At 74.0% G+C, this 20,633-nt stretch carries 17 protein-coding genes; 3 read left to right on the forward strand and 14 right to left on the reverse strand.

Annotated elements, in window-relative coordinates:
* The 12 genes from ABD323_RS09505 to ABD323_RS09560 form a co-directional block, all read right to left on the reverse strand.
* A complete protein-coding gene (locus ABD323_RS09505) occupies positions 1-1,377 on the reverse strand; it encodes an FAD-binding oxidoreductase (RefSeq protein WP_344440813.1) in 1,377 nt (458 codons plus the stop codon).
* Positions 1,378-1,382: 5 nt separating this feature from the next.
* Positions 1,383-1,706 (reverse strand): avidin-fold protein, encoded by a 324-nt coding sequence (locus ABD323_RS09510; RefSeq protein ID WP_344440814.1) that lies wholly within the window; start codon positions 1,704-1,706, stop codon positions 1,383-1,385.
* Positions 1,703-2,185: a cupin domain-containing protein gene (locus ABD323_RS09515; protein WP_344440815.1), complete on the reverse strand. Its 483-nt coding sequence runs from the start codon at positions 2,183-2,185 to the stop codon at positions 1,703-1,705. Before ABD323_RS09515 ends, ABD323_RS09510 begins: the two co-directional genes overlap by 4 nt.
* Before the next feature lie 214 nt (positions 2,186-2,399).
* Complete coding sequence (locus ABD323_RS09520) at positions 2,400-3,164, reverse strand: LuxR C-terminal-related transcriptional regulator (protein ID WP_344440816.1); 765 nt, start codon at positions 3,162-3,164, stop codon at positions 2,400-2,402.
* Between the two features lie 298 nt (positions 3,165-3,462).
* Positions 3,463-5,214: a tryptophan 2-C-methyltransferase gene (gene tsrT / locus ABD323_RS09525; RefSeq protein WP_344440817.1), complete on the reverse strand. Its 1,752-nt coding sequence runs from the start codon at positions 5,212-5,214 to the stop codon at positions 3,463-3,465.
* Between the two features lie 59 nt (positions 5,215-5,273).
* Positions 5,274-6,527 carry an acyl-CoA dehydrogenase family protein gene (locus ABD323_RS09530; RefSeq protein WP_344440818.1) on the reverse strand — a complete coding sequence of 418 codons (1,254 nt, stop codon included), beginning with the start codon at positions 6,525-6,527 and terminating at the stop codon, positions 5,274-5,276.
* Entirely contained in the window at positions 6,524-7,822 is a 1,299-nt protein-coding gene (locus ABD323_RS09535) for an ATP-grasp domain-containing protein (RefSeq protein WP_344440819.1), read from the reverse strand. The genes ABD323_RS09530 and ABD323_RS09535 overlap by 4 nt, the downstream gene beginning before the upstream one ends.
* 34 nt (positions 7,823-7,856) lie before the next feature.
* Positions 7,857-9,149, reverse strand: coding sequence for a lysine N(6)-hydroxylase/L-ornithine N(5)-oxygenase family protein (locus tag ABD323_RS09540; RefSeq protein WP_344440820.1), 1,293 nt, complete (start codon positions 9,147-9,149; stop codon positions 7,857-7,859).
* Between the two features lie 146 nt (positions 9,150-9,295).
* Positions 9,296-10,627, reverse strand: coding sequence for an ATP-grasp domain-containing protein (locus ABD323_RS09545; protein ID WP_344440821.1), 1,332 nt, complete (start codon positions 10,625-10,627; stop codon positions 9,296-9,298).
* Positions 10,624-11,949 (reverse strand): MFS transporter, encoded by a 1,326-nt coding sequence (locus ABD323_RS09550; protein WP_344440822.1) that lies wholly within the window; start codon positions 11,947-11,949, stop codon positions 10,624-10,626. The genes ABD323_RS09545 and ABD323_RS09550 overlap by 4 nt, the downstream gene beginning before the upstream one ends.
* Positions 11,946-12,974 (reverse strand): NAD(P)/FAD-dependent oxidoreductase, encoded by a 1,029-nt coding sequence (locus ABD323_RS09555; protein WP_344440823.1) that lies wholly within the window; start codon positions 12,972-12,974, stop codon positions 11,946-11,948. Before ABD323_RS09555 ends, ABD323_RS09550 begins: the two co-directional genes overlap by 4 nt.
* Before the next feature lie 41 nt (positions 12,975-13,015).
* Positions 13,016-14,542, reverse strand: coding sequence for a class I tRNA ligase family protein (locus tag ABD323_RS09560; protein WP_344440824.1), 1,527 nt, complete (start codon positions 14,540-14,542; stop codon positions 13,016-13,018).
* Between the two features lie 464 nt (positions 14,543-15,006).
* Here ABD323_RS09560 and ABD323_RS09565 point away from each other — a divergent pair, with 464 nt between their 5' ends.
* Together ABD323_RS09565 and ABD323_RS09570 are read left to right on the forward strand one after the other, a co-directional pair.
* Positions 15,007-15,774 carry an ABC transporter ATP-binding protein gene (locus ABD323_RS09565; RefSeq protein WP_344440825.1) on the forward strand — a complete coding sequence of 256 codons (768 nt, stop codon included), beginning with the start codon at positions 15,007-15,009 and terminating at the stop codon, positions 15,772-15,774.
* A complete protein-coding gene (locus tag ABD323_RS09570) occupies positions 15,771-18,734 on the forward strand; it encodes an FtsX-like permease family protein (protein WP_344440826.1) in 2,964 nt (987 codons plus the stop codon). Before ABD323_RS09565 ends, ABD323_RS09570 begins: the two co-directional genes overlap by 4 nt.
* Positions 18,735-18,876: 142 nt before the next feature.
* Here the strand turns inward: ABD323_RS09570 and ABD323_RS09575 are convergent, their stop codons facing one another.
* Positions 18,877-19,659: a hypothetical protein gene (locus tag ABD323_RS09575; protein WP_344440827.1), complete on the reverse strand. Its 783-nt coding sequence runs from the start codon at positions 19,657-19,659 to the stop codon at positions 18,877-18,879.
* Positions 19,656-20,003 (reverse strand): PadR family transcriptional regulator, encoded by a 348-nt coding sequence (locus ABD323_RS09580; protein WP_344440828.1) that lies wholly within the window; start codon positions 20,001-20,003, stop codon positions 19,656-19,658. The genes ABD323_RS09575 and ABD323_RS09580 overlap by 4 nt, the downstream gene beginning before the upstream one ends.
* Positions 20,004-20,193: 190 nt before the next feature.
* Here ABD323_RS09580 and ABD323_RS09585 point away from each other — a divergent pair.
* Positions 20,194-20,633, forward strand: a 440-nt coding sequence (locus ABD323_RS09585; protein WP_344440829.1) for an RDD family protein, incomplete at its 3' end; no start/stop codon positions are given.

Genomic DNA, 20,633 nt, shown 5'->3' on the forward strand with positions numbered 1-20,633 from the left:
TCAGGATCCGATGGACTGCGGGAAGGCGAAGAGGCCGTCCGGGTCGACCTGCTTCTTGATCTCCACCAGGCGCGGGTAGTTGGCGCCGTAGTAGGCGGTGCGCCAGTTCGGCAGGTCGGGGTCGATGAAGTTCTGGTAGGCGGACTGCGAGACGTACGGCGCCAACGCCTCGCGCAGGTCGGCCAGCCAGCGCAGGTTGGCGGCCACCGTGGCGGGGGCGTCGTGCTCGGCCCAGGAGGCGTCCAGGCTGAGCAGGAACCGCGCGTCCCGGTGGACGAACGCGGTGTCCTGGGGGGCCACCCGGTTGATCGCGCCGCCCCAGCCGAAGAGGGCCAGGCCGCAGCCGTCGGGGTTGTCGCCCGGCGGCGGGGTGTCGATCAGGGCCAGGGCGGCGGCCAGGGCCTGGGCCGGCAGCGGTTCGGTGGCGAAGTTGGTGCGGACCGCGAAGGCGCCGGCGGAGGTCTCGTGCCGCAGGTACTCCTGGGCCTGCCAGAAGGTACGGTCCACGAGGTCCTCGCGGCGCGGGCGGGCCGCGGCCAGGGCCGGGGCGATGATCTCCCGCAGCTCGTGCACCGGGCCCAGGTGCAGGGCGACGGCGGAGACCAGCGCGCCCGCGCCGCCGGCGGTGCTGACGCCGATCCTGGCGGAGAACTCGTCCGGCGCCGCGAGCATGATCTGCTGCAGGACGGGCAGCACCCGGGGCGCGTCGGCCCGGTCCCACAGCAGCAGGCAGGTGGAGACGTCGGACACCTCGGTGGCCCGGAAGGTGAAGGAGACGTTGATGCCGAAGTTGCCGCCGCCACCGCCGCGGCAGGCCCAGTAGAGGTCCCGGTTCTGCTCGGCGTCGCAGGTCAGCAGCTGCCCGTCGGCGGTCACCAGGGTGGTGGCCAGCAGGGCGTCCGCGGTGAGGCCGAACGCGCGCGAGGTGGCCGCGGAGCCGCCGCCCAGCGTGAGGCCGCCGATGCCGACCGAGTCGCCGTTGCCCAGCGCGAAGGCCATCGCGTGCGGCTGGATCGCGGCGTTCAGGTCCGCCATCCTGGCGCCGCCGGCGGCCGTCACCAGGCCGGTGGAGCCGTCGGCGTGCACGGAGTTCAGAGCGCTGAGGTCGACGACCAGGCCGCTGGTGGCCGAGAACCCCGCGTAGCTGTGGCCGCCGCCGCGGGCCGCCAGGGCGGTGCCCGTCTCGCGGGCCCACAGGATCGCGCGGCGCACGTCCTCGACGTCGGCCACCTGGACCACACCGCTGGGTGCCGCCGCGGCGAACCGCCGGTTGAACGGTGTGCCGGCGGCGTGGAAGCCGCCCTCGCCGGGCCGCAGCACGCGGCCCGTCACCGCCTTCGCCAGCCGCTGCCAGTCCGCTTCGGATGCGCCGTTCACGAGCCTCACGCCACCTCTTCGATGTAGGAGATCCCGCTGGCCGCGTGCGGGCCGTAGCGCTCCCAGGCCTCCCGCAGCCGGACCCGGCCGTCGGCGGTCAGTTCGGGGGTGTTCACCGTGTGGCCGCAGACCACCTCGCCGGAGACGAACACCATGGTGTAGCCCATCCGCAGGGTGCCGTCGGGCTCCCGGGTACCGACGGTCCAGCCCAGGCGCACCTCGCCGCCGCCGAACTCCGCCCAGACGGTCTCGCCCTGCTGGTGGTACACGGCGACCGTCGCGCTGTCGCCCTCCGGCTTGCGGAACCTGCGCCCGTCGTAGTCGATCACGCGACCGGGCCCGCCGTGCCGGGGGTGGTGACGCAGGCGGCGGGGGCCGCGTCGGGGGCGGGGGCCGCGTCGGGGGCGGGGGCCGCGTCGGGGGCGGCGGCCGAGGTGTCGGCGAGGAACGCCGAGGCCAGGATCCGGTCCCACCAGATGGCGTAGTAGGTGAAGTCCTCGTCGTACTCGTTGACGATGTGGTGCCCGGTGTCCGGACCGACCGTCGCCAGGTCCCCGGCCGCCAACTCGTAGCGCTGCCCGCCGCTGACCACCGTGCCGCGGCCGGACATCACGATGAAGATCTCGCGCTCGCGGTGGTCGTGCGCGTCCGTCACGTCGCCGGGACGCAGCACGCACCAGGCGCCGAGGAACGGGGCCCGCAGGCCGGGCCACGGCTGCAGCAGCTTGAGGTCCAGGCCGTGGGCCCGGGTGAGGTTCGCCGGTTCCGTGCGGCGCACGGTGATGCCGGCACCCACTTGCTCAGTCAACGTCCCACTCCGATCGAGGTCTTCGGTTCGGCGGCCGGGCGACGACCATCAGGCTAGGAGCCGGCGGCTCCCTCTCGACAGGGGAACTATTCCCGGCGGCAAGGGAACCTGCCGCCGGCACCCGGGGCGGGCGGCGACTGCGGCCCACCGACCAGCCGAACCGCTGGACCGCTGAACCGCTGGGCCACCGGACGGCCGACCGCCGGACCGCCGGTCAGCCGTTGCCCAGCCCCGCGTCACGGGCCAGCACGATGGCCTGCGCGCGGTCGGCCACCCCGAGCTTGCCGAAGATCGCCGAGACCCGGTTGCTGATGGTCTTGGAGGCGAGCGCGAGCTCACGGGCGATGGTGGTGTTCGACTTCCCCGCGGCGATGCATTCGAGGACGTCCCGTTCCCTGTTGCTGAGTTGGGGGAAGGGGTAGCCGCGCTGCACGGCCGCCGGGCGGATCAGCGCGCTGAGCCGGTCGGCGATCGCCCGGTCGACGATCCCCTCGCCGGCCGCCACCGCCTGGATGCCGCGCAGGATCTGGTCCGCGCCGGCCCGCTTGATCAGGTAGCCGCGGGCGCCGGCGTGGATCGCCGAGGTGATGGCCTTGTCGTCGTCGACCGAACTGAAGACCAGCACACCCGTCTCCGGCGCGACCCGCAGCACCTGGGTGATCACCCGGGCACCGCCGGGCTCGTCCATCAGGGGGTCCACCACCACCACGTCGGGGCGGCAGCGGGACGTCTCGGCGACCGCCTCGTCGGTCGTGGCGGCCTCGCCGACCACCTGGATGTCGGCGGAGCGCTCCAGCATCGAGCGCACGCCGTGCCGGATCGCGGGTTGGGCGTCGGCGAGGAGCACGGTCAGCGTGGCCTGGACGCGGTGCACCGACGGGAGGTCGCGGTCGGGTCGGCGGCCGGCTCTCTCGCGTTGCCGGTCGGTCTCCGAGGGCAACGGCCGGAGTAACCCCTTGATGCTTGCCTTCTGGCTCACGTGTTTCTCCTCGAGAAAGAGCGCCTCCAACTCGGTCGTTCTTGGTGGGTCAGGGCAATCGCCACCAGGAAGGTCCAGGGATCAGCCGACCGCCGTGAACAGCGGTGCTCTTCGGGGTACGGGACACTGCGGGAAGCGCTGAGTCGATCGGCGTGGAATGCGTCGCATGGACCATCAAGTGGCGCTTGGTGCGGACATGTTATCGGGCACCGGGCAGCCCTGTCTGTAGTCGCGCGAGCACTCGAACGCACCTGCCGCGCAGGTCGGCGGCGCACCGGCAGGCGCCCTTCGCGGTGTCTCAGGAGCCCGCGGTCTCGATCATGCCGACCTGCTGGGCCTGGCGCAGGATCGCCGCCCGGTCCTGCCAGTGCGCCCAGAAGGCCCCGGTGTAGCCCAGCCCGCTGAGGCTGGTCAGGAACGGGTTGTCCGCGTAGTTGTTGTCGTGCTCGCTGGAGCCCGACAGCGTCGGCAGCATCACCCGGTGGTGGTCGGCGGGGTCGATCAGCTCCCAGAGCAGGTCCACCGTGCGGCTCCACCGCCCGGTCGGCTCGTCGAGCGTCGCGGCGTCCTCGGCCAGCTCCGGCGAGAAGTAGCAGACCAGGCGGAAGTTGCCCTGCTCGTCGAACATGAACTGCCGCTCGTACTCCACCGGTCCGGAGCACTTGGCCAACGGCTTGAGCACGATCGGCCCGGTGGCGGTGTTGGACTGCAGGCCGGGCATCGTGCGGACGCCGTCGCACTGCTCCGCCATCGCGGCGCCCATCGGGGTGTAGGGGAACAGCCGCAGCCCCAGCGAGAATCCGGTCACGGTGGCGTCGAGCGCCATGAACGCGGCGACGCACTCGCGGATGCTCTGCGGCGTCTCGCCGGGCATCCCGAAGAGCGCCTCGACCATGGTCAGCATGCCGTGCTGGTGGCAGAGCCGGACCAGCTTCTCGGTGTCGGCGAACGTGTAGTAGCTCGTGCCCTTGCCGGTGACCTTCCAGTCCCGCAGCAGGTCCGCGCGCACGTGGTCGGAGCCGACGTTCACCCCGCGGCAGCCGGCGGCGGCCAGCAACTCGGCGAACTCCTCGTCGAACGGGGTGGGTTGGCAGTAGACCCAGAGCCGCAACGCGTTCAGCGGGTTGTCGGCGTCGGCGTGCTTGCGCCGGACGATCTCGCGCAGCAGGTTCTTCGCGTGCGCGATGGAGAGGTTGAACTCGCTGTCCGTGGTGTGCTGGTCGAGGATGCCCTGGGCGGCCAGCGACTGCATCTCGTCGACCACCGCGGCCACGTCGCGGCGACCGAACCGGATGCCCTTGGCGTCCGGCTCCACGCAGTGCGCGCAGCGGTAGGCGCAGCCGTTCTTCGTCAGGATGCCGGCCAGGCCGCCGCGTTGGTAGTAGAGCAGGTTGTCCACCTTGTACGGCACGCCGGAACGGCGCAGGTAGCTGCCGGTCCGGTCGACCTGCCAGACCCGGTCCTCGTGCTGCCCGCCGGCCAGCGGCAGCGCGGTACGGGCGCCCGCCCCGACACCGGTCCCCTCCGCGCCCGCGGGAACGGTCAGGGCCGCGGGTGCCACCCGGCTGATCCCCTGCGGCAGGTTGCGGATCAGGCCGGCCACGGTGGCGGTGTCGCGCCCGGTGACCAGCGCGTCGGCCAGGTCGCAGATGATCAGCTCACCCGGTCCCTTGACGCCGAAGTCGATGCCGAAGTAGTCGACCAGGGCGAAGGGCATGGTGGAGAAGCCGATGCCGCCACCGACGATCGGCGCGTCGGTCAGCCGCATGATCTCGGTGATGATCTCCTTGTGCTCGCCGACGAACGGGCGCTGCTCGAAGGCGTACACCGTGTCGGTGTTGCGGATGGTGACGCCGACGAGCACCGGTCTGCGCAGCGCGAAGTACTCGCTGACGTGCGACTTCCAGTCCTCCCGGTGGAAGGTGAGGTCGAGGACCTCGACCTCGAAGCCGGCGGCCTCCAGTGAGGTGGTGAGCACGTCGAGCGCGTACGGCGCGATCGGCGGGTGCACCTTGTTGGGGTTGACCAGCAGCACTAGACCTCTGCTCATCGGGATCTTCTCCTGTGGCCGGGAACGGGTGGGAGCGGGTCAGGGCTGTACGAGAGGCGCTAGTCGACGATGCCGAGGCAGATCCGGAGCTTGGGGGTGCGGTCCAGCAGGTAGGCGCCGACCGTCTCGAGGACGGCGTCCTGGGCGCTGAGGTTCTGGCACATGGTGGCCGTGTCCCGCAGCCAACGGTCCATCGGCGAGGGCCGGTTGATGGACCAGGTCTGGAGCAGGTCGTAGAGCCGGTCGACGATCGAGCGCGCGGTGCGGAAGGCGTGCAGCCAGGCCAGCGGGGAGGCGGCGCGCTCGTGCACGGTGAGGTCGTCCAGCGTCCCGCCGGCGGCCAGCACCTCCCACTGGCGGCGCATGGCCCCGTACACCCCGTTGCGGGTGGCGGCGAAGTCCGCCTCGCACTGGGCGAGGGTGACCTGCACCCGGTAGCTGTCCGCCCAGGCCACCCCGGTCATCCCGTCCACCCGGGTGAGCGCGACCTCGCGCGCGTGGTCCAGCGCGGCGCGGGCCACGCCCAGCGGCACGCCGCACAGGGTGCGCAGGAAGGCGTCCGGCTGGGCGAGCGGGCCCGGCCGGCCGCGCACGGCGTCGAAGGTGAAGGTGTGCTCCTCGGGCACGAACACGTCGGTGATCGTGTAGTCGCTGCTGCCGGTCCCGCACAGGCCGGTGGTCCGCCAGTTGTCGACCACCTCGACCTGCGCGCGGGGCACCAGGAACTGCCGCGACTCGTGCGGGTTGCTGCCGTCCGGGCTCGCGTAGGGCCGCCCGTCCCGGTAGACGAAGGCCCCCGAGGTCACCCAGTCGCTGTGGGCGATCCCGCTGCCGAACGACCAGCGGCCGGTGAGCCGGAAGCCGCTGCCGTCGGGCACCCACTCGGCGCGGCCGGCCGGCTGCAGCGCCCCGGCGGTGATCAGGTCGGGACCGGGGAAGAGCTTGCCGGCCACCGCCGGGTCCAGGAAGGCCCGGTAGATCCCGGTGTTCGCGCCGATCGCCGCGCACCAGGCGGCGGAGGCGTCGCCGTGGGCCAGCGCCTCGACGACCTCGACCTGCTCCACCGAGGTCAGCTCCAGGCCGCCGTCGGCGCGGTCCACGCTGGTCCGGAAGACCCCGGCCTCGCGCAGCAGCTCGACCAGGTCCGCCGGCAGCCGGCGCGCCTGCTCGATGGACTCGGCCCGCTCGCGCAGCACCGGGGCGAGCGCCCTGGCCCGGGCCAGCAGCTCCGCCGCGTTCTGCGGCATCGCGGCCGCCTCCTGCTGCTCCATCGTCATCTCCGCGCCCTTCGACTCGACGTCCGCGCCGCTCACTCGTCCACGTCCAGCAGCCCGGCCGGCATCGCGAAGGGCGCGTCCGGCGCGGGCGGCCCGACCGGCTCGGCCTCCACCGTCACCAGGGCGGCGGCCACCGCCAGCCGGTCCAGGCAGCTCCCGGTGTCCTCGGCCTCGCACACCACGAACGAGTGCCGGGCCAGGTAGCCGCGCGGCGGCAGCCGCAGCGTGGTGCCGGGCTCGGCCATCGGCGCCGCCGCGACCAGGCCCGGTGCCGCGGTCGGCACCACGACCGAGCGCAGCAGGCAGTCCTGCTCGGGGTACCCGAAGCGGATGCCGGCCACCGCGCGCCGGGTCGCAGTGGTGTCCGGGCGCTGCCCGGTGGCCACGTCGAAGAGCACCTCGCCGGGCTCGATGCCGGTGGCGGTCCGTCCGAGGAAGGGGATCAGGTCGCCGCCGAGCCGGCCGTTGATCTCGATGATCAGCGGCCCGCGGTCGGTCAACCGGACCTCGCTGTGGGTGATGCCGTCCTCGATGCCCAGCGCCCGGTGCGCCCGGGCCACGGTGCTCATCAGCTCGTGGTCCTCCAGCAGCGGGTCGCCCGCGTCCACCAGGTGCCCGACCTCCTCGAAGTAGGGGTGGTCGCTGCTCTGCTTGCGGGCCAGGAACATCGGCAGGTACTCGCCCTTGTACACCGCGCCGTCCACGCTGATCTCCGGGCCGGGCGCGTACGCCTCCACGATGGCGCTGGCGCGGTAGGGCCCCGGGTCGACCCGGCTGGCGGCGAGCGCGACCTCGAAGGCGCGGTCCAGTTCGGCCTCGTCGGCCGCGAAGACGACGCCGATGCTGGCGCCCATCGCGCGGGGCTTGATGACCACCGGGTAGCCGATCCGGGCGGCCGCCGCCCTGGCCTGCTCGACGGTGGTGGTCAGCTCGAAACCCGGCTGGTGCAGGCCCGCGGCGGTGAGCTCGGCCCGGGTGCGCTCCTTGTCCCGGCAGCCGCGCACGCCGGACGCGGACAGGCCCGGCACGCCCAGCTCGGCGGCCAGCAGGCCGGCGTCCAGCACCAGCGGCTCGTCCCAGCAGAGCAGGCCCACGACCGTGCGGCGCCCGGCCACCTCGCGCACCGCGGCGCCCATCACCTCGGTGTCGAAGACGTTGGCCACCACGACCTCGTCGAAGTACTCGCGCTGCCAGGTGGGTTTGAGGTTGTTGACCAGCACCAGGTCCAGGCCGGCCGCGCGGGCCCGGCGGTGGATCGGTGCGACCAGGTACTCGCGGTAGACCTTCAGCCCGCTGCCGATCACCAGCAGCACACCGTTGCCGGTGCTCATGCCTCTCCTCCCGGGGCTTGCGACTGGTGGGGCATCAGAGGGCTCCTCTGCTCGGGACGGCGCGGCGGGCCAGCAGGTCGGTGACGATGTCGTGCGAGCGGTGGGCGAGCACGCTGATCAGCGAGTCGGCGATGCCGTGGGTCTGCTCGTTGACGCCCTGGAGGTAGAGCGCGCCGCGGGCCGACGCGCCGAGGTCGACCCGGTAGGAGCGGCTGACCGCGATCTCCTCCAGCGCCATCCGCTGGGCCAACTCCCGTACCAGGGTCGGCATCTGGGAGTCATAGCCGGTACCGAGCAGGACCAGGTCGCAGGCCAGCGGCTCGACTTTGCCACTCCTGCCGTCACGCAGGTCCAGCACGATCTCCTCCCCCGCGCCCTCGCCCTCGACCCGGGCGGCCACCACCTCGGTCATCGCCCGCACGCTGGAGCGCTGCGGGCCGAGCATCCGCTGGCGGTAGAGCATGGTGTACAGCTCGTCCAGGAACGGCGGGGCGAGCCCGGCGTAGTTGGTGAAGCGCATGTCGTCCAGGATCTGCGCGCGGACCTCGGCCGGACTGTCGTAGAACTCGTCCACGTACGAGGGGAAGAACAGCTCGTTCATGAACTTGCTGGTCTGGTAGTTCTGCAGGGCCACCGACCGCACCACCATGGTCAGCCGGCTGGCGGGCAGGTCCTCGTGCAGCGCGAAGAAGATCTCCGCGGCGCTCTGCGCCCCGCCGATCACCACGGCCCTGGTCGGCGCCTCCTTGGGCAGCTGCGCGATCCGGGTGAGGTAGTGCGCGCTGTGGATCACCCGCTCGGCGGGCAGGCCGGCGAACACCTCCGGCACGCGCGGGTCGCGCCCGCCGCCGACCACCAGGTCGCGGCAGCGCACGGTGTCGCCGTCCGCGAGGAGCACGGTCCAGCCGGTGACCACCCCCTGCGCGTCCCGCACGGGGTCGATCCGCACCGCCTGGGCGCCGTAGCGGATTCCCACCCGCTCCAGCGATCCGGCCACCCATTGCAGGTATTCCGAGAACTCCCAGCGGAACGGGTGGAAGGTCCCCAGGTTCACGAACTGGTCGAGCCGGCCCTGCCCGTGCAGGAAACTCAGGAACGAGAACCGGCTGCGCGGATTGCGCAGCGTCACCAGGTCCTTGAGGAAGGACACCTGGCTGCGGGCCCAGGGCATCAGCAGGTTGCGCTGCCACTTGGTGTCCGGGAACTGCTCCAACAGCAGTGTTTCATCAGCCAGTTCGTCCGACCCCGACTCCTCGACGGCCGCTGCCAGCGCCAGGTTCGCCGGACCCGCGCCGATCGCCAGAACTCCGACCTCTCGGTCAGCCACATTTCCCCCTCGATGAGAGCGACACCGTGCGCGGACAACAGCGGAATACGTCGAACCGGTCGCACCGGCGGGCCTTTTCCGGCCCGCCGGACGCAGCGCCATCAGGCTAGAGAGTGGCTATTCCCGTCCTATAGGGGAACCGTTCCCTATCGCCCGGGAATCTCCGTTCCCGTTCCCGTCAGCGGCGCCCGCAGGTCGATCCGGACCAGGCCGGCGGCGGCCTCGGCGCGCCGCAGCGCCTCGGCCGGACTGTCGGCGGTGACCATCACGATGCCCACCCGGTCCCACGAGCTGCGCAGCCCGGCGAAGCTGTCACCGGGCGCGAGCGCGACGTCGACCAGCACCACCCCGGCCGCCCGGCGGGCCTCCTCGAGGCCCCGCACGCCCTCGACGACGCCCGGCTCGGTGGTCAGGAAGCGCACCGCCGCACCGCCGGCGGCCTGCCGGGGCAGCTCCCCCGGCAGCTCCCGGCCCTGCATCACCGCGTAGTAGCAGCGCAGGAGTTCCACCGGATAGGCCAGTTCGATGATGTCGACGATGCCGTCGCCGGCCAGCCGCCCCGCGCACTCCACCAGGTGGGGCACGCCGTGCGAGACGATCCACTCGCAGTGCACGATCCCGTCGCGGAAACCGACCGCCTCGACCACCTGGGCGGTCTGCCGGCCGAGCAGCGTCGCCAACTCTCCGGGGATGTCGGCGGGCACGATGTGCGCCAGCTCCACCGGCCGCGCCCCGGGCACCAGTTGCTTGCCGGTGACGTTGACGAAGAGCGCGCCGCCGGCCCGCACCAGCATCTCGACGCTGAACTCCTCGCCCGCCACGTACTCCTCGGCCAGCATGGACAGCTCGATGGGCCGGTCGGGGACGAAGACGCCCTCGTCCTGGGCGAGGCAGGCCGACCAGGCCGACTCGACCTCGGCCGCGTGGTGGATCACCTGGGTGCCCACCGACGCCTGGCGGTTGGCCGGCTTGAGCACGATCGGCCCGGTCCCGCGGGCCAGGAACTCCCGTACCTCCTCGGCGTCGCGCACCCGGACGCTGGCCGGGTTGGCGATCCCGGCGGCGGCGCTGACCTGCCGCAACAGCGCCTTGTCCCGCAGGATCCGCGCGGCGCCCAGCGTCGCGCCGGGCAGGCCGTAGCGCTCCGCGAGCCGGGCGGCGAACGGCGTCGCGTACTCGATGGCCGGCACCACCGCGAGGGGGTCGAGGTCCCGGTGGGCCAGGTAGAACTCGTCGGCCCGGCCCTCCAGGTGGTACTCCCACTCGATCAACTCGCGGGCGAACGGCACCTTTTCGAGCGCCTCGCGGACGTGTCGCTTGCGCACGACGTCCGGCTCCTCGATGTAGATCACCGAGTCATCCGGCTGGAAGGTGCCGATCGCCGCGAGCGTGACGCCCACGAAGCCGACCACCAACACCGGACGCCCGGGCGCCGGTTGGCCGTCCCTCGACGTCGCGCCCACCGGTTGCCCGCTCACGCCCGGCCCCCGACCGGCTCCGGCTCCCCCTCGGCGCTCGGGTCCGCCGCCGCGCCCGGGTCCACCTCGACCGCCCGCTTCAGACCCGCCCAGGCGAGCAGCCCGGCGACACCGGTGAGCGCCCCGCAGAGCACCCAGAAGCCGCTGCCGAGCCGGCTCCAGGCGTACACCCCGAAGAGCGGCCCGATCGCCGAGGCCAGGCCGGCCACCGCCTGCATGGTGCCGATGTAGCGGGCCTTGCGGGCGGCCGGGAAGGTCGCGGGGTGGGCGAACATGCTGGGCCCGGCGATCATCAGCCCGCTCACCGCGAGCACCGCGCCGATCAGCACGAACGCCCCGGAGCGGGCGGCGAGCGCGTAGACCACGAAGCCGAGCGCGTTGACCACGTGGCCGATGATCACCGCCAGATGCGTCGGCATCCGGGTGATGTACGTGGTGATCTTCAGCTCGCAGGTGATCAGCACGACGGACGAGAGCGTCAGCACGGCGCTGTACAGGCCGGTCGGGTACTTGTCCGCGACCACCTCCAGCGGCAGCGCGATGGTGGACTGCGTGTAGGTGATCGTGCCGATCAGCACGGAGGTCAGGAAGAAGAGGAACCGCCGGTCGCGCAGCATCGCGGCGTACACCGCGCGCCCGCTCACCGCCCCGCCGTCCCGAGCGGCCCCACCGGCCTGCGCCTCGTCCTGCGCCGCCTCGTCCTGCGCCGCCTCGTCCTGCGCCGGCCCGTGCGCGCGCGGCAGCAGCGCGAAGGCCAGCGCCGCGTAGAGCAGCGCGGTGGCGCCGTCGACCCAGAAGAGCGCGTTCCAGTCGAGCAGGATCAGCCCCGCCGCGATCAGTGGCGCCAGCGCGGCACCGGTGTTCAGGGCGATCCGCATCATGGAGAACGCCATGACCTGGAACCGCTCCGGCATCAGGTCGCTGAGCAGCACGGCGGCCGCCGGCCGGTACGCCTGGGTGCACAGGCCGGCGAGCGCGACCACCACCAGCAGCAGCCCGAACAGCCCCGGCCGGCTCAGCCAGGAGATGGAGGCCACCAGCGGGGCCGAGGTGCCCATGGCCAGCACGATGGTGCCGCGCGGGCCGAACCGCTGGGTGAACTCCCCGCCCAGCAGCGTGCCGACCACCGATCCCGCGCTGTACGCCACCAGGCACAGGCCCGCCGCGGTGACCGAGTGCCCCCGGACGGTCAGGTACAGCAGGAGGAAGGTCTGGACGAACGCGCCCAGTTGGTTGATCAGCACGCCACCGAGCAGGTAGCGCACCGGAGTCGGGGTCGCCCTCAGTGTGGCGAACACCCCGATCGGGTCATCGTCGTTCATGCCGCCCTCTCCCTCAACGCATCGACAATCTCTCGCGCGACCAGCGGGGCCGTGCCGAACCCGCTGCCGCCGCAGGCCGCCCGCGACCAGACCGCCGGCCCCACCCGGGTGAGCAGCGCCCCGCCGGTGGCCGCGTCGGTCACGTAGTGGCAGGCCTTCACCGCCGCCACCCGGTAGCGGTCCATGCCGGCGAGCACGGCCGCGCCGAGCAGTTGCTCGACCCAGGGCGCCTGGCTCTCGGCCTCGCTGCGGGCGTCGGCCACCTCGCGGCGGACCGCGTCGGAGCTGATCTTCAGGAAGGTGCCGTCGCCCGGCGGCACCGCCCAGGCCCGCCCGTCCGCGCCGAGCCCGCCGGCCGCCGGCGCACCGCGCCACCAGCGCAGCAGCTGCTCCGGCGGCCACAGGTAGAGCATCGTCTGGCGGTGCAGCACCACCGGGTGCGCCACCAGGTCCCGGCCCCAGGCACCGGCCGCGACCAGCACCAGGTCGGCGCCGAGCCGTTCGCCGTCGGCCAGCACGACCGCCGCACGCTCGGTGTCGACCCCGGTCACCGCGCAGCCCGGCCGCAGCGTCACCGCGCCGTGCCCGGCGAGCCACCGCGCCGCCGCCCGCAGCACCCGCTGCGCCAGCAGCACGCCGGCGACCGGCTCCCGCAGACCCACCACGCCGGCCGGCAGTTCGAGCTGCGCCAGCTGCGCCGGTTCGGCCTCCCGCAGCGGCACGCCCGCCGCGGCCGCCTGCGCCGACACCTGCGCGACCCGCTCACGGGGCCAGCCGGTGAGCACGCCGACCCGCCGGTAGAAGGCGGTGCCCAGCAGGGTCTCCAGCTCCAGCCAGCGGTGGTGCGCGGCCAGCCGCTGCCCGGTCGCCACCGGGTCGTCCGGCACGAACACCCGCATCACCCGGTGCTGGTCGTACGAGCCGGCGGCCGGGTTGGGGATCGGGCCGCGGTCCAGCACGGTCACCCGGTGACCGGCGAGCGCGCACTCCAGCGCGGTCAGCAGGCCGCTGACCCCCGCGCCCACGACCACCACCTGGCGAACCCCTCGACCGGCGGCCGGCCCGCTCACCGCGCGGACTCGGCCAGCCGCGGCAACCATCCGGGGGTCACCGTCAAGGCCTGCGGCCGGGCCGGGATCGCGAGGTCGGGCAGCGCCTTGTCGGCGAGGTCGACGAGGATCGGCGCCGCGCAGCGCAGGAAGACGTCCACCTCGTGGCAGAAGTCGCCGGCCCGCTCGGGCGTCACCTGCCACCCGTCCAGGCGCGCCAGTTGCTCGGTGAGCGTGAAGGCCGCCGCGTTCAGGCTGAAGCGGCGCAGCTCGCAGGCCGCGGCGAAGCGCTCCACGATCCGGGTGGCCGCCTGCCGCGACTGCGCGGAGACCGGCAGCGGCCCGCGCCCGGCCCAGGCGTCGACCTTGTCCACCACCCGGTTCCACGGCTGCACGAGCCGCGAGCCGGTGACCCGCACGAGCGAGTCGCGGGTGAAGTTGGTGCGCTGGAACTCCGGGCTGGTGGCGGCCAGGTAGAACCGGATCAGGTCGCGGGGGACCTCGGCGGCCAGCTGCCGCCCGGTCACCACGTGGCCGCGGCTGGTGGAGAACTTGTCGTTGTCCAGCTCGTAGAACTCGTTGGTGACGAACTGCTCGGGCAGCACCCGGTCGCCGAGCGCGAGCAGCATCGCGACCCCGACCACGGCGAAGGCGAAGCCGGCGTCCGAACCGAAGAAGTACGCGACCCTGGTGCCGCTGCCCGCGCGCCACGACTCCTCGTCGTCGTCGGCGCTCCGCGGCCCGCGCCGCCCGGCGGCCAGCGCCGTGCAGTGCATGCTCCAGGCGATGGTCTCGGCGTCCGAGTAGATCACCTGGCCCTGGACCTCGGGGAACGGCGCGGGGATGCCCCAGCTGATCGGCAGCGTGACGGGGTAGTCCGGCAGCGGCCGGGCGAGCACCTCCTCGACCTGCTGCGCCAGCCGCGGGCGCATCGTGGCGCGCTGGGCCGCGAAGTACTCCGTCAGCGCCGCGCGGTGCTCCTCCAGCGGCAGCACCAGCACCTGCCGCTCGCGCAGCTCGACCGGGTCCCCGGGGTGCAGGGTCGACTGCGGGTCGATCAGCTCACCGGAGGCGATCCAGGTCCCGCAGGTCTCGCAGAGCCCGGCGCAGCCGTCGGCCAGGCAGACCGGGCAGCCGCCGCGCACGTAGGCGTCGGTCAGGAACTCCCCGGTGCGCGGCGCGTAGGGGAAGGCCACCGGTCGCAGGCGCAGCAGGCCGCGCCCGTGCAGCCGCTCGAAGAAGGCCCGCACGGTGGCGACGTAGCGCTCGTCGAACTGGACGAAGCCGTCGGGCGTGACGGCCATCGCCGCCAGCGTCTGCTCGACCTCGGCGCCGGCGCGCACCCGCAGGTCCTCCGGTCGCACGCCCAGGCGGCGCGCGGTGGTGACGATGTAGTTCTGGGTGAAGTGCACGCCGGTGCCGAAGAGCACGTCCTGACCGGCGGCGCGGGCGTGGCGCGCGCAGATGTCGGCGGCCAGGAAGGGGCCGGCCAGGTGGCCCAGGTGCAGGTCGCCGTTGGCGGTCGGGCCGGGGGCGATCACCATCAGCCGCCCGGTCGGGCGCTGCCGCGCCGGTCCCGCACCGCTCGCCGTACTACCAACCTCCTGGGCAGCCACACTTCCCCCTCGATGACAGCGATCCCCTGGGCGGAGCGCCGGTTCCGGCGCGGTCGCAGCGATGGTGCGGCCACGGTCGCGGGCGTCGGCCGAGCGATGGCTGAAGGCTAGGGAGCCGCCCTTCCCGATCGATAGGGGAACTCTTCCCGGCGCCTGGGGAAAAGGGTCCGGCCTTGATGCCGACCTACATACCGGGTATACATACCCAGTATGTAAGCGGGCCGGCGGTCACACCGACCGGCTCCGTCCCGGCGGTGACCTGCCGTCATCTCCCGCGCGCGGCTCCGGTTCAGGGGGGCGCCGCAGCGCTGTGCCCGGGCTCCGCGAACGGCGGGCCGGGGCGGGGACGGAACGGCCCACCCGCACGGCGACGAACGAAAGAGGGCCGACGAGTGACAGTCACACATCTGCGCGAGACCGAGGGGGCGGTCCTGGAGCTGCGCGAGGTCTCCCGCGTGCACGGCCAGGGCGAGGCGCAGGTGCACGCGCTGCGCAGCGTGGACCTGACGGTCCGACCCGGCGAGTTCGTCGCGGTGATGGGCCCCAGCGGCTCGGGCAAGTCCACGCTGCTCACGCTGGCCGGCGGGCTGGACAGCGCCTCCTCGGGCGAGGTGCTGATCGAGGGCAAGGGGCTGGGCGGCCTGTCGCGGGCCGCGCTGGCCGCGGTGCGCCGCCGCGCGATCGGCTACGTCTTCCAGGACTTCAACCTGATCCCCGCGCTGACCGCGGCCGAGAACGTCGCGCTGCCGCGCGAGCTGGACCGGGTGTCGAGCCGTCAGGCCCGTGCCGAGGCGCTGACCGCGCTGGACGAGATCGGCATCGCCGACCTCGCCGACCGGTTCCCCGACGAGATGTCCGGCGGCCAGCAGCAGCGGGTCGCCATCGCCCGGGCCCTGATCGGCGACCGGCGCCTGGTGCTGGCCGACGAGCCCACCGGCGCCCTCGACTCGACGACCGGGGAGGCGGTGCTGGCCGTGCTGCGCGGGCGCTGCGACGCCGGGGCGGCGGCCGTCATGGTCACCCACGACCCCCGCCACGCGCAGTGGGCCGACCGGGTCGTCCACCTGAGCGACGGCCTGGTGGTCGAGGAGCGCGCCGGGCAGGGCGCGAGCGGGCTCACCGGCATGACGCCGGCCGGCACGACGGGGCCGCGCGGATGAGCCGCTCCGCCTGGCGGGCCGCCCTGCGCATCGCCCGCCGAGACGCCCTGCGGGCCAAGGGCCGCAGCCTCCTGATCGTCGCCATGATCGCCCTGCCGGTGGTCGGGGTCACCGGCGCCGACGTGGTGGTCCGCAGCACCCACCTCTCCCCGCAGGAGACCAGCACCCGGCTGATGGGCGCCGCCGACGCGTACGTCAGCACCGTGCAGGCCGGCTGGCGCCTGCAGCAGGCCCCCGCCCCCGATCCCACCAGCACCAAGGTGCTCTCCCGGACCGGCGCCACCCCGGTGCCCACCGAGCAGGAGGCGGCCCGCGCCGCCGAGCCGCTGGAGCAGTTGGTCAAGGAGGCGCTGCCGCCCGGGGCCCGGACCCTGCCGGTCGAGAACCCGAACACCCTCAGCCTGACCAGCACCTCCTACGGCCAGGTGCGCGTGCAGACCTGGGGCCTGGACCTGGCCGACCCGACCTCCCACGGCATCGCCACCCTCCGTCAGGGCAGCTGGCCCACCGCCCCGCACGAGGTCGCGGCCAGCACCGCGTTCCTGGCCGACGCCGGCCTGAAGGTCGGCCAGAGCACCACGCTCACGGACACCGACCAGCCGCTGCGGATCACCGCCGCGGTGGAGTTCCCCAACGACCTGAAGGTGGACCGACTGGTCGGCCGGCCGGGCGAGTTGAGCGCCCTGCTCACCGCCGCGGAGCGGGTCAGGTCGGGCCAGGCCGGCCAGCCGGCCCCCGGCGGCCAGACAGGCGACAGCGGTCAGCCGGGCGACAACGGCCAGGACGCGACCGCCGGTGCGCACGACTTCCTGGTCTCGCTGCCCGGGCACGCCGCCTTCGACTGGCAGGCGGTGCAGCGCGCCAACGGCTACGGCTTCACGGTGGCCTCGCGCGCGGTCCTCGCCGACCCGCCGGACCGGAGCGCGGTCCCGCTCTACCAGGGCGACAGCGAGCTGTCCGCGGACGACTCCGCCGCGCTCAAGTCGTCGACCGTGGCCGGCACCGTCGCCGGCATGGCCCTGCTGGAGATCGTGCTGCTCGCCGGCCCGGCCTTCGCGGTCGGCGCCCGGCGCTCGCGCCGCCAGCTGGCCCTGGTCGCCGCCTGCGGCGGTGACCGTCCGCAGATCCGCCGGGTGGTGCTGGCCTCGGGCCTGGTGCTCGGCGCCATCGGCGCCCTGCTCGGCACGGCGGGCGGCGCGCTCGTCGTGGCGCTGGGCCGCTCCTGGCTGGAGGCCCGCTCGGGCGCCCGGTTCGGCCACTTCGCGCTGGAGCCGGCCGATCTGCTGGGCATCGTGGCGGTCGGCGTGCTGACCGCGCTGCTGGCGGCGATCGTGCCGGCCGTGCAGGCCGCCCGGCAGCCGGTGGTCTCCGCGCTCACCGGGCGCGTGACCGTCGGCCGGCCCGCGGTGTGGCTCACCGTCTGCGGCGCGCTCGCCGCGGTGGGCGGCACCCTGCTCGCGCTGCTCGGCGCGGTGGCGGGTGCCCGTACCCACGTGGTCATGGCGGGTTCGGCGATCGCCGAGCTCGGCCTGGTCGCCTGCACCCCGTGGCTGGTCAGCCTGGTCGGCAAGCTCGCCCGGATCCTGCCACTCGGCCCGCGCCTGGCCGTGCGCGACGCGGCCCGCAACCGCGGGCGCACCGCCCCGGCGGTGGCGGCCGTGATGGCGGCCGTCGCGGGCGCGGTCGCGGTCCTGACCTTCCAGAGCAGCAGCCAGGCGGCGGACCGGGCGAGCTACGTGCCGAGCGCGCCGAGCGGGGCCGTGGTCCTGCAGTCCTCCCCGCTGCGGCCGGCCGCCGGATCCCCCGCGACGGCGGCCACCGTCGCGGGCGCCGCGGCCCGCTCGGAGGGCAACGTGGCCGGCCTGCGCGCGGCCGTCGAGCACGCCATCCCGCAGCTGGGTCCGCGCGCCGACCTGCGGGTGCTCGACTACGGGGCGTGCGACAGCACGCCGGGCAGCTTCTGCGGCACGGTGCAGGTGACCGCCCCCAAGGAGAACGTCTGCCCGCCCGCCGCCTACGTCACCCAGTCCTGGGCGAGCGTGGCCATCACCACCGAGGAGGCGAAGCAGCTGATCGCCCACGACCCGCGCTGCCGGCCGGGCCAGCCGACGCCGCTCGTCGTGCGCGAACTGGTCAGTGCGGACGCCACCGGGCTGCACAACCTGTTCGGGGTGGACGACCCGGCCGCCGGCCAGGCGCTCGCCGCGGGCCAGGTCGTCGTGCTGGACCCGCTGCTGGTCAAGGACGGCAAGGTGACCCTCGCTCTCACCCGCTACGGGGCCTCCGGCCCGCAGGGCAACGAGTCCAGCAGCATCAGCCTGCCGGCGGTGGTGGCGAAGGCGACGGTGCCGGGTGCGCGGGCGGTGCTGTCACCGCAGGCGGCGCAGGCGGCCGGCCTGGTCCCGGGCACCTACCTCTCGGCCTGGCTGCCGGCGCACGCGCCCGCTTCGGCCGAGGAGCAGCGGGCCACCGCCGCACTCGTCACCGCGGGCGAGCACGGCAAGCTGAGCGTGGAGCGCGGCTACCAGGCCCCGGTGGGCGGCGCGATCCTGCTGGGACTGGCGATCGCGGCCTCCGCGGTGGCGATCGCGGCCGCCGGCATCGCGACCGGCCTGGCGGCAGCGGACACCCAGGGCGACCTGGCGACGCTGGCGGCGGTCGGCGCCGGCCCGGGGATCCGGCGCCGGCTCTCCGGCTTCCAGTGCGGAGCGGTGGCGGCGATGGGCGCCCTGGTGGGCACGGCGGCCGGGTTCGTACCGGCCGCGGCGGTCCAGCGGGTCGAGAACCTCGGCATCCGCCCGCGGGTCCAGGCCATCGGCGGCATCGAGCTGGGCACCCACCCCCTGGTGGTCCCCTGGACGTACCTGGCGGCCCTGGTGGTCGGGCTGCCGCTGCTCGCCTGGCTGCTCGCCACCGTGTTCACCCGCTCCCGTACGAACCTGGGCCGCCGGGCCGTCTGAGGGCGGACGGCACGGTGAGCGCCAAGCGGTAGGCGGTAGCGGCCGGGGCACGAGGCGGGACCGGGGCACGGTGTGGACCCCCGTCCCGCACCGTGCCCCGGTCTCCGTGTTCGGGCCTCCCCGTGGTCAGGCCCTGCGGCCCTCAGGCGTCCTCGAGGCCGGCGGTCGCCTCGCGCTTGAGGCGGTACCAGCCGAGGAGCAGGCCGACCGGGGCCGCGACGGCCGCGCCGACCAGGAACGGGACGGTGATCCGGCTGCCCTGGAAGTACACCAGCAGGCCGCTGACCACCCCGGAGAGCAGCGCGGCGGCCGCGAACTGCCGCAGCTTTCCGCGGTAGGTGCCGCCGAGGAAGAGCCTGCGCTCCGGCGCCGCCACCAGCTCGTCGAGGTCGGCGGCGGGCCCGGCGCTCGCCGCCCTCGGGCGCTTGAAGTACAGGAAGTACAGCCAGCGGCCGCACGACTCCCAGCCGTCCGGCGCGAGTTCGGCCGCGATCGAGGCCCGGGCCGCCGCACTGTCACCGATCTCGCGCCGGTACTCCCAGCGCAGCGCGGTGCCGGGCTCGCGACGGCAGACGAAACGGCCCAGCCGGTCGAGGCTCTGCACCTCCCAGCCCTGGTCGCCGTACCGGTTGAGGTACTTGCGGTCGGCGTAGACGTCCGCGGCCCACTTCCAGGTCTCCGCCTCGGCGGCGGGCTGCTCCTCGGCGTCGGCGCCGCCCCGGGTGAGGCGGGCCGCGAAGACGTCCGGAGCGCCGAACTCCTCGTGGGCGTCACTCGATCCGCTCTCCGCCAGGTAGCCGGCCAGGTCGGCGACGGTCGCCGCCACCTGCTGTTCGGGCAGGCCGGCGACCCGCAGCCGCTCGGCGAGTTCGGCGAAGTAGGCCGCGGCGCCCGGGTCTTCGGTGTGGTGCGCGCTGCTGCTCATGATGGTCCCCCTGGACGTGCGCTGTTCAGCATGGTGGTGACGGCGGCGTGGAACTCCAGCCAGGACGCGCTCTGCTCGGCCAGCGCCTGCCGGCCGCCGTCGGTGAGCCGGTAGTAGCGGCGGCCCGGGCCGCGCTCGGGGGCGCGGAACTCCCCCACGAGCAGGCCCGCCTCCTCCAGCCGGTTGAGCACCGGATAGAGAGTTCCCCCCTTGATCTCACCCAGCCCGGCACCCGCCAGGGCCTTGGAGATCTCGTACCCGTAGCTCTCACCCCCGGTGAGGCTTGCCAGGACGAGGAGGTCGAGGACGCCCTTGAGCCAACTGGATCTGCGTTCTGCGGCCATACCTATATTCCAGCATCAGCTAGATAGGAATGCAACCTAGCTGGCGCCCCCGACCTATCGGCCTCCCGTTCTCCTGACGCTCCGGCGGGCTCGGCTACCCTGAGCTCTGCTCAGCTGCCGCGCCGTCATCTCCTGGGGGGAGAACGTGCCCCGATACCCCGCCTCCGCGCCCGTGCCCATGCCCGCACCCGTGCCCGCGTCGGCGTCCGCTGCCGGATCCGATCCGGCCCGGCCCCCGCTCGGCCGGCGCGGCCTCGCCTGGCTGATCGACTTCGCCCTGGTGGTGGCGCTGGCGGTGCTGCTCGGCTTCCTCACCGTGCACCGCCTCGGCGCGCTGCTCACCGACGTGCCCGGCCTGGCCGGCCGCGGCGGCTGGGACCTGCTCACCTCGCACGGGAACCTGGTCGCCGCCGGCCGCGACGTGGGGGCGCACCTGTGGCACTCCGCCGTCCTCGACGTGCAGGAGGGCTTCGGCGCCCTGGTGCTCTGCGCCTTCGGCTACCACTTCGCCGCGGTCGCGTTCCGCGGTCGCACGCTGGGCAAGGCCGCGCTGGCGCTGCGGGTGGCCGAGCGGGCCACCGGGCCCGGGCGGACGGCCGGGGCCGGGTGGGCGCCCGAGGACGCGGGGGC

The sequence above is a fragment of the Kitasatospora nipponensis genome (genome assembly GCF_039528135.1).
In the GTDB taxonomy this organism is placed as follows: Bacteria; Actinomycetota; Actinomycetes; order Streptomycetales; family Streptomycetaceae; genus Kitasatospora; species Kitasatospora nipponensis.

What these genes read in the sequence shown, in the direction of transcription:
- tsrT (WP_344440817.1), bottom strand. Translation starts at nt 5,214, where the DNA reads ATGAGCAGAGGTCTAGTGCTGCTGGTCAACCCCAACAAGGTGCACCCG.
- ABD323_RS09535 (WP_344440819.1), bottom strand. Translation starts at nt 7,822, where the DNA reads ATGAGCACCGGCAACGGTGTGCTGCTGGTGATCGGCAGCGGGCTGAAG.
- ABD323_RS09550 (WP_344440822.1), bottom strand. Translation starts at nt 11,949, where the DNA reads ATGAACGACGATGACCCGATCGGGGTGTTCGCCACACTGAGGGCGACC.
- ABD323_RS09560 (WP_344440824.1), bottom strand. Translation starts at nt 14,542, where the DNA reads ATGGTGATCGCCCCCGGCCCGACCGCCAACGGCGACCTGCACCTGGGC.
- ABD323_RS09570 (WP_344440826.1), top strand. Translation starts at nt 15,771, where the DNA reads ATGAGCCGCTCCGCCTGGCGGGCCGCCCTGCGCATCGCCCGCCGAGAC.
- ABD323_RS09575 (WP_344440827.1), bottom strand. Translation starts at nt 19,659, where the DNA reads ATGAGCAGCAGCGCGCACCACACCGAAGACCCGGGCGCCGCGGCCTAC.
- ABD323_RS09580 (WP_344440828.1), bottom strand. Translation starts at nt 20,003, where the DNA reads ATGGCCGCAGAACGCAGATCCAGTTGGCTCAAGGGCGTCCTCGACCTC.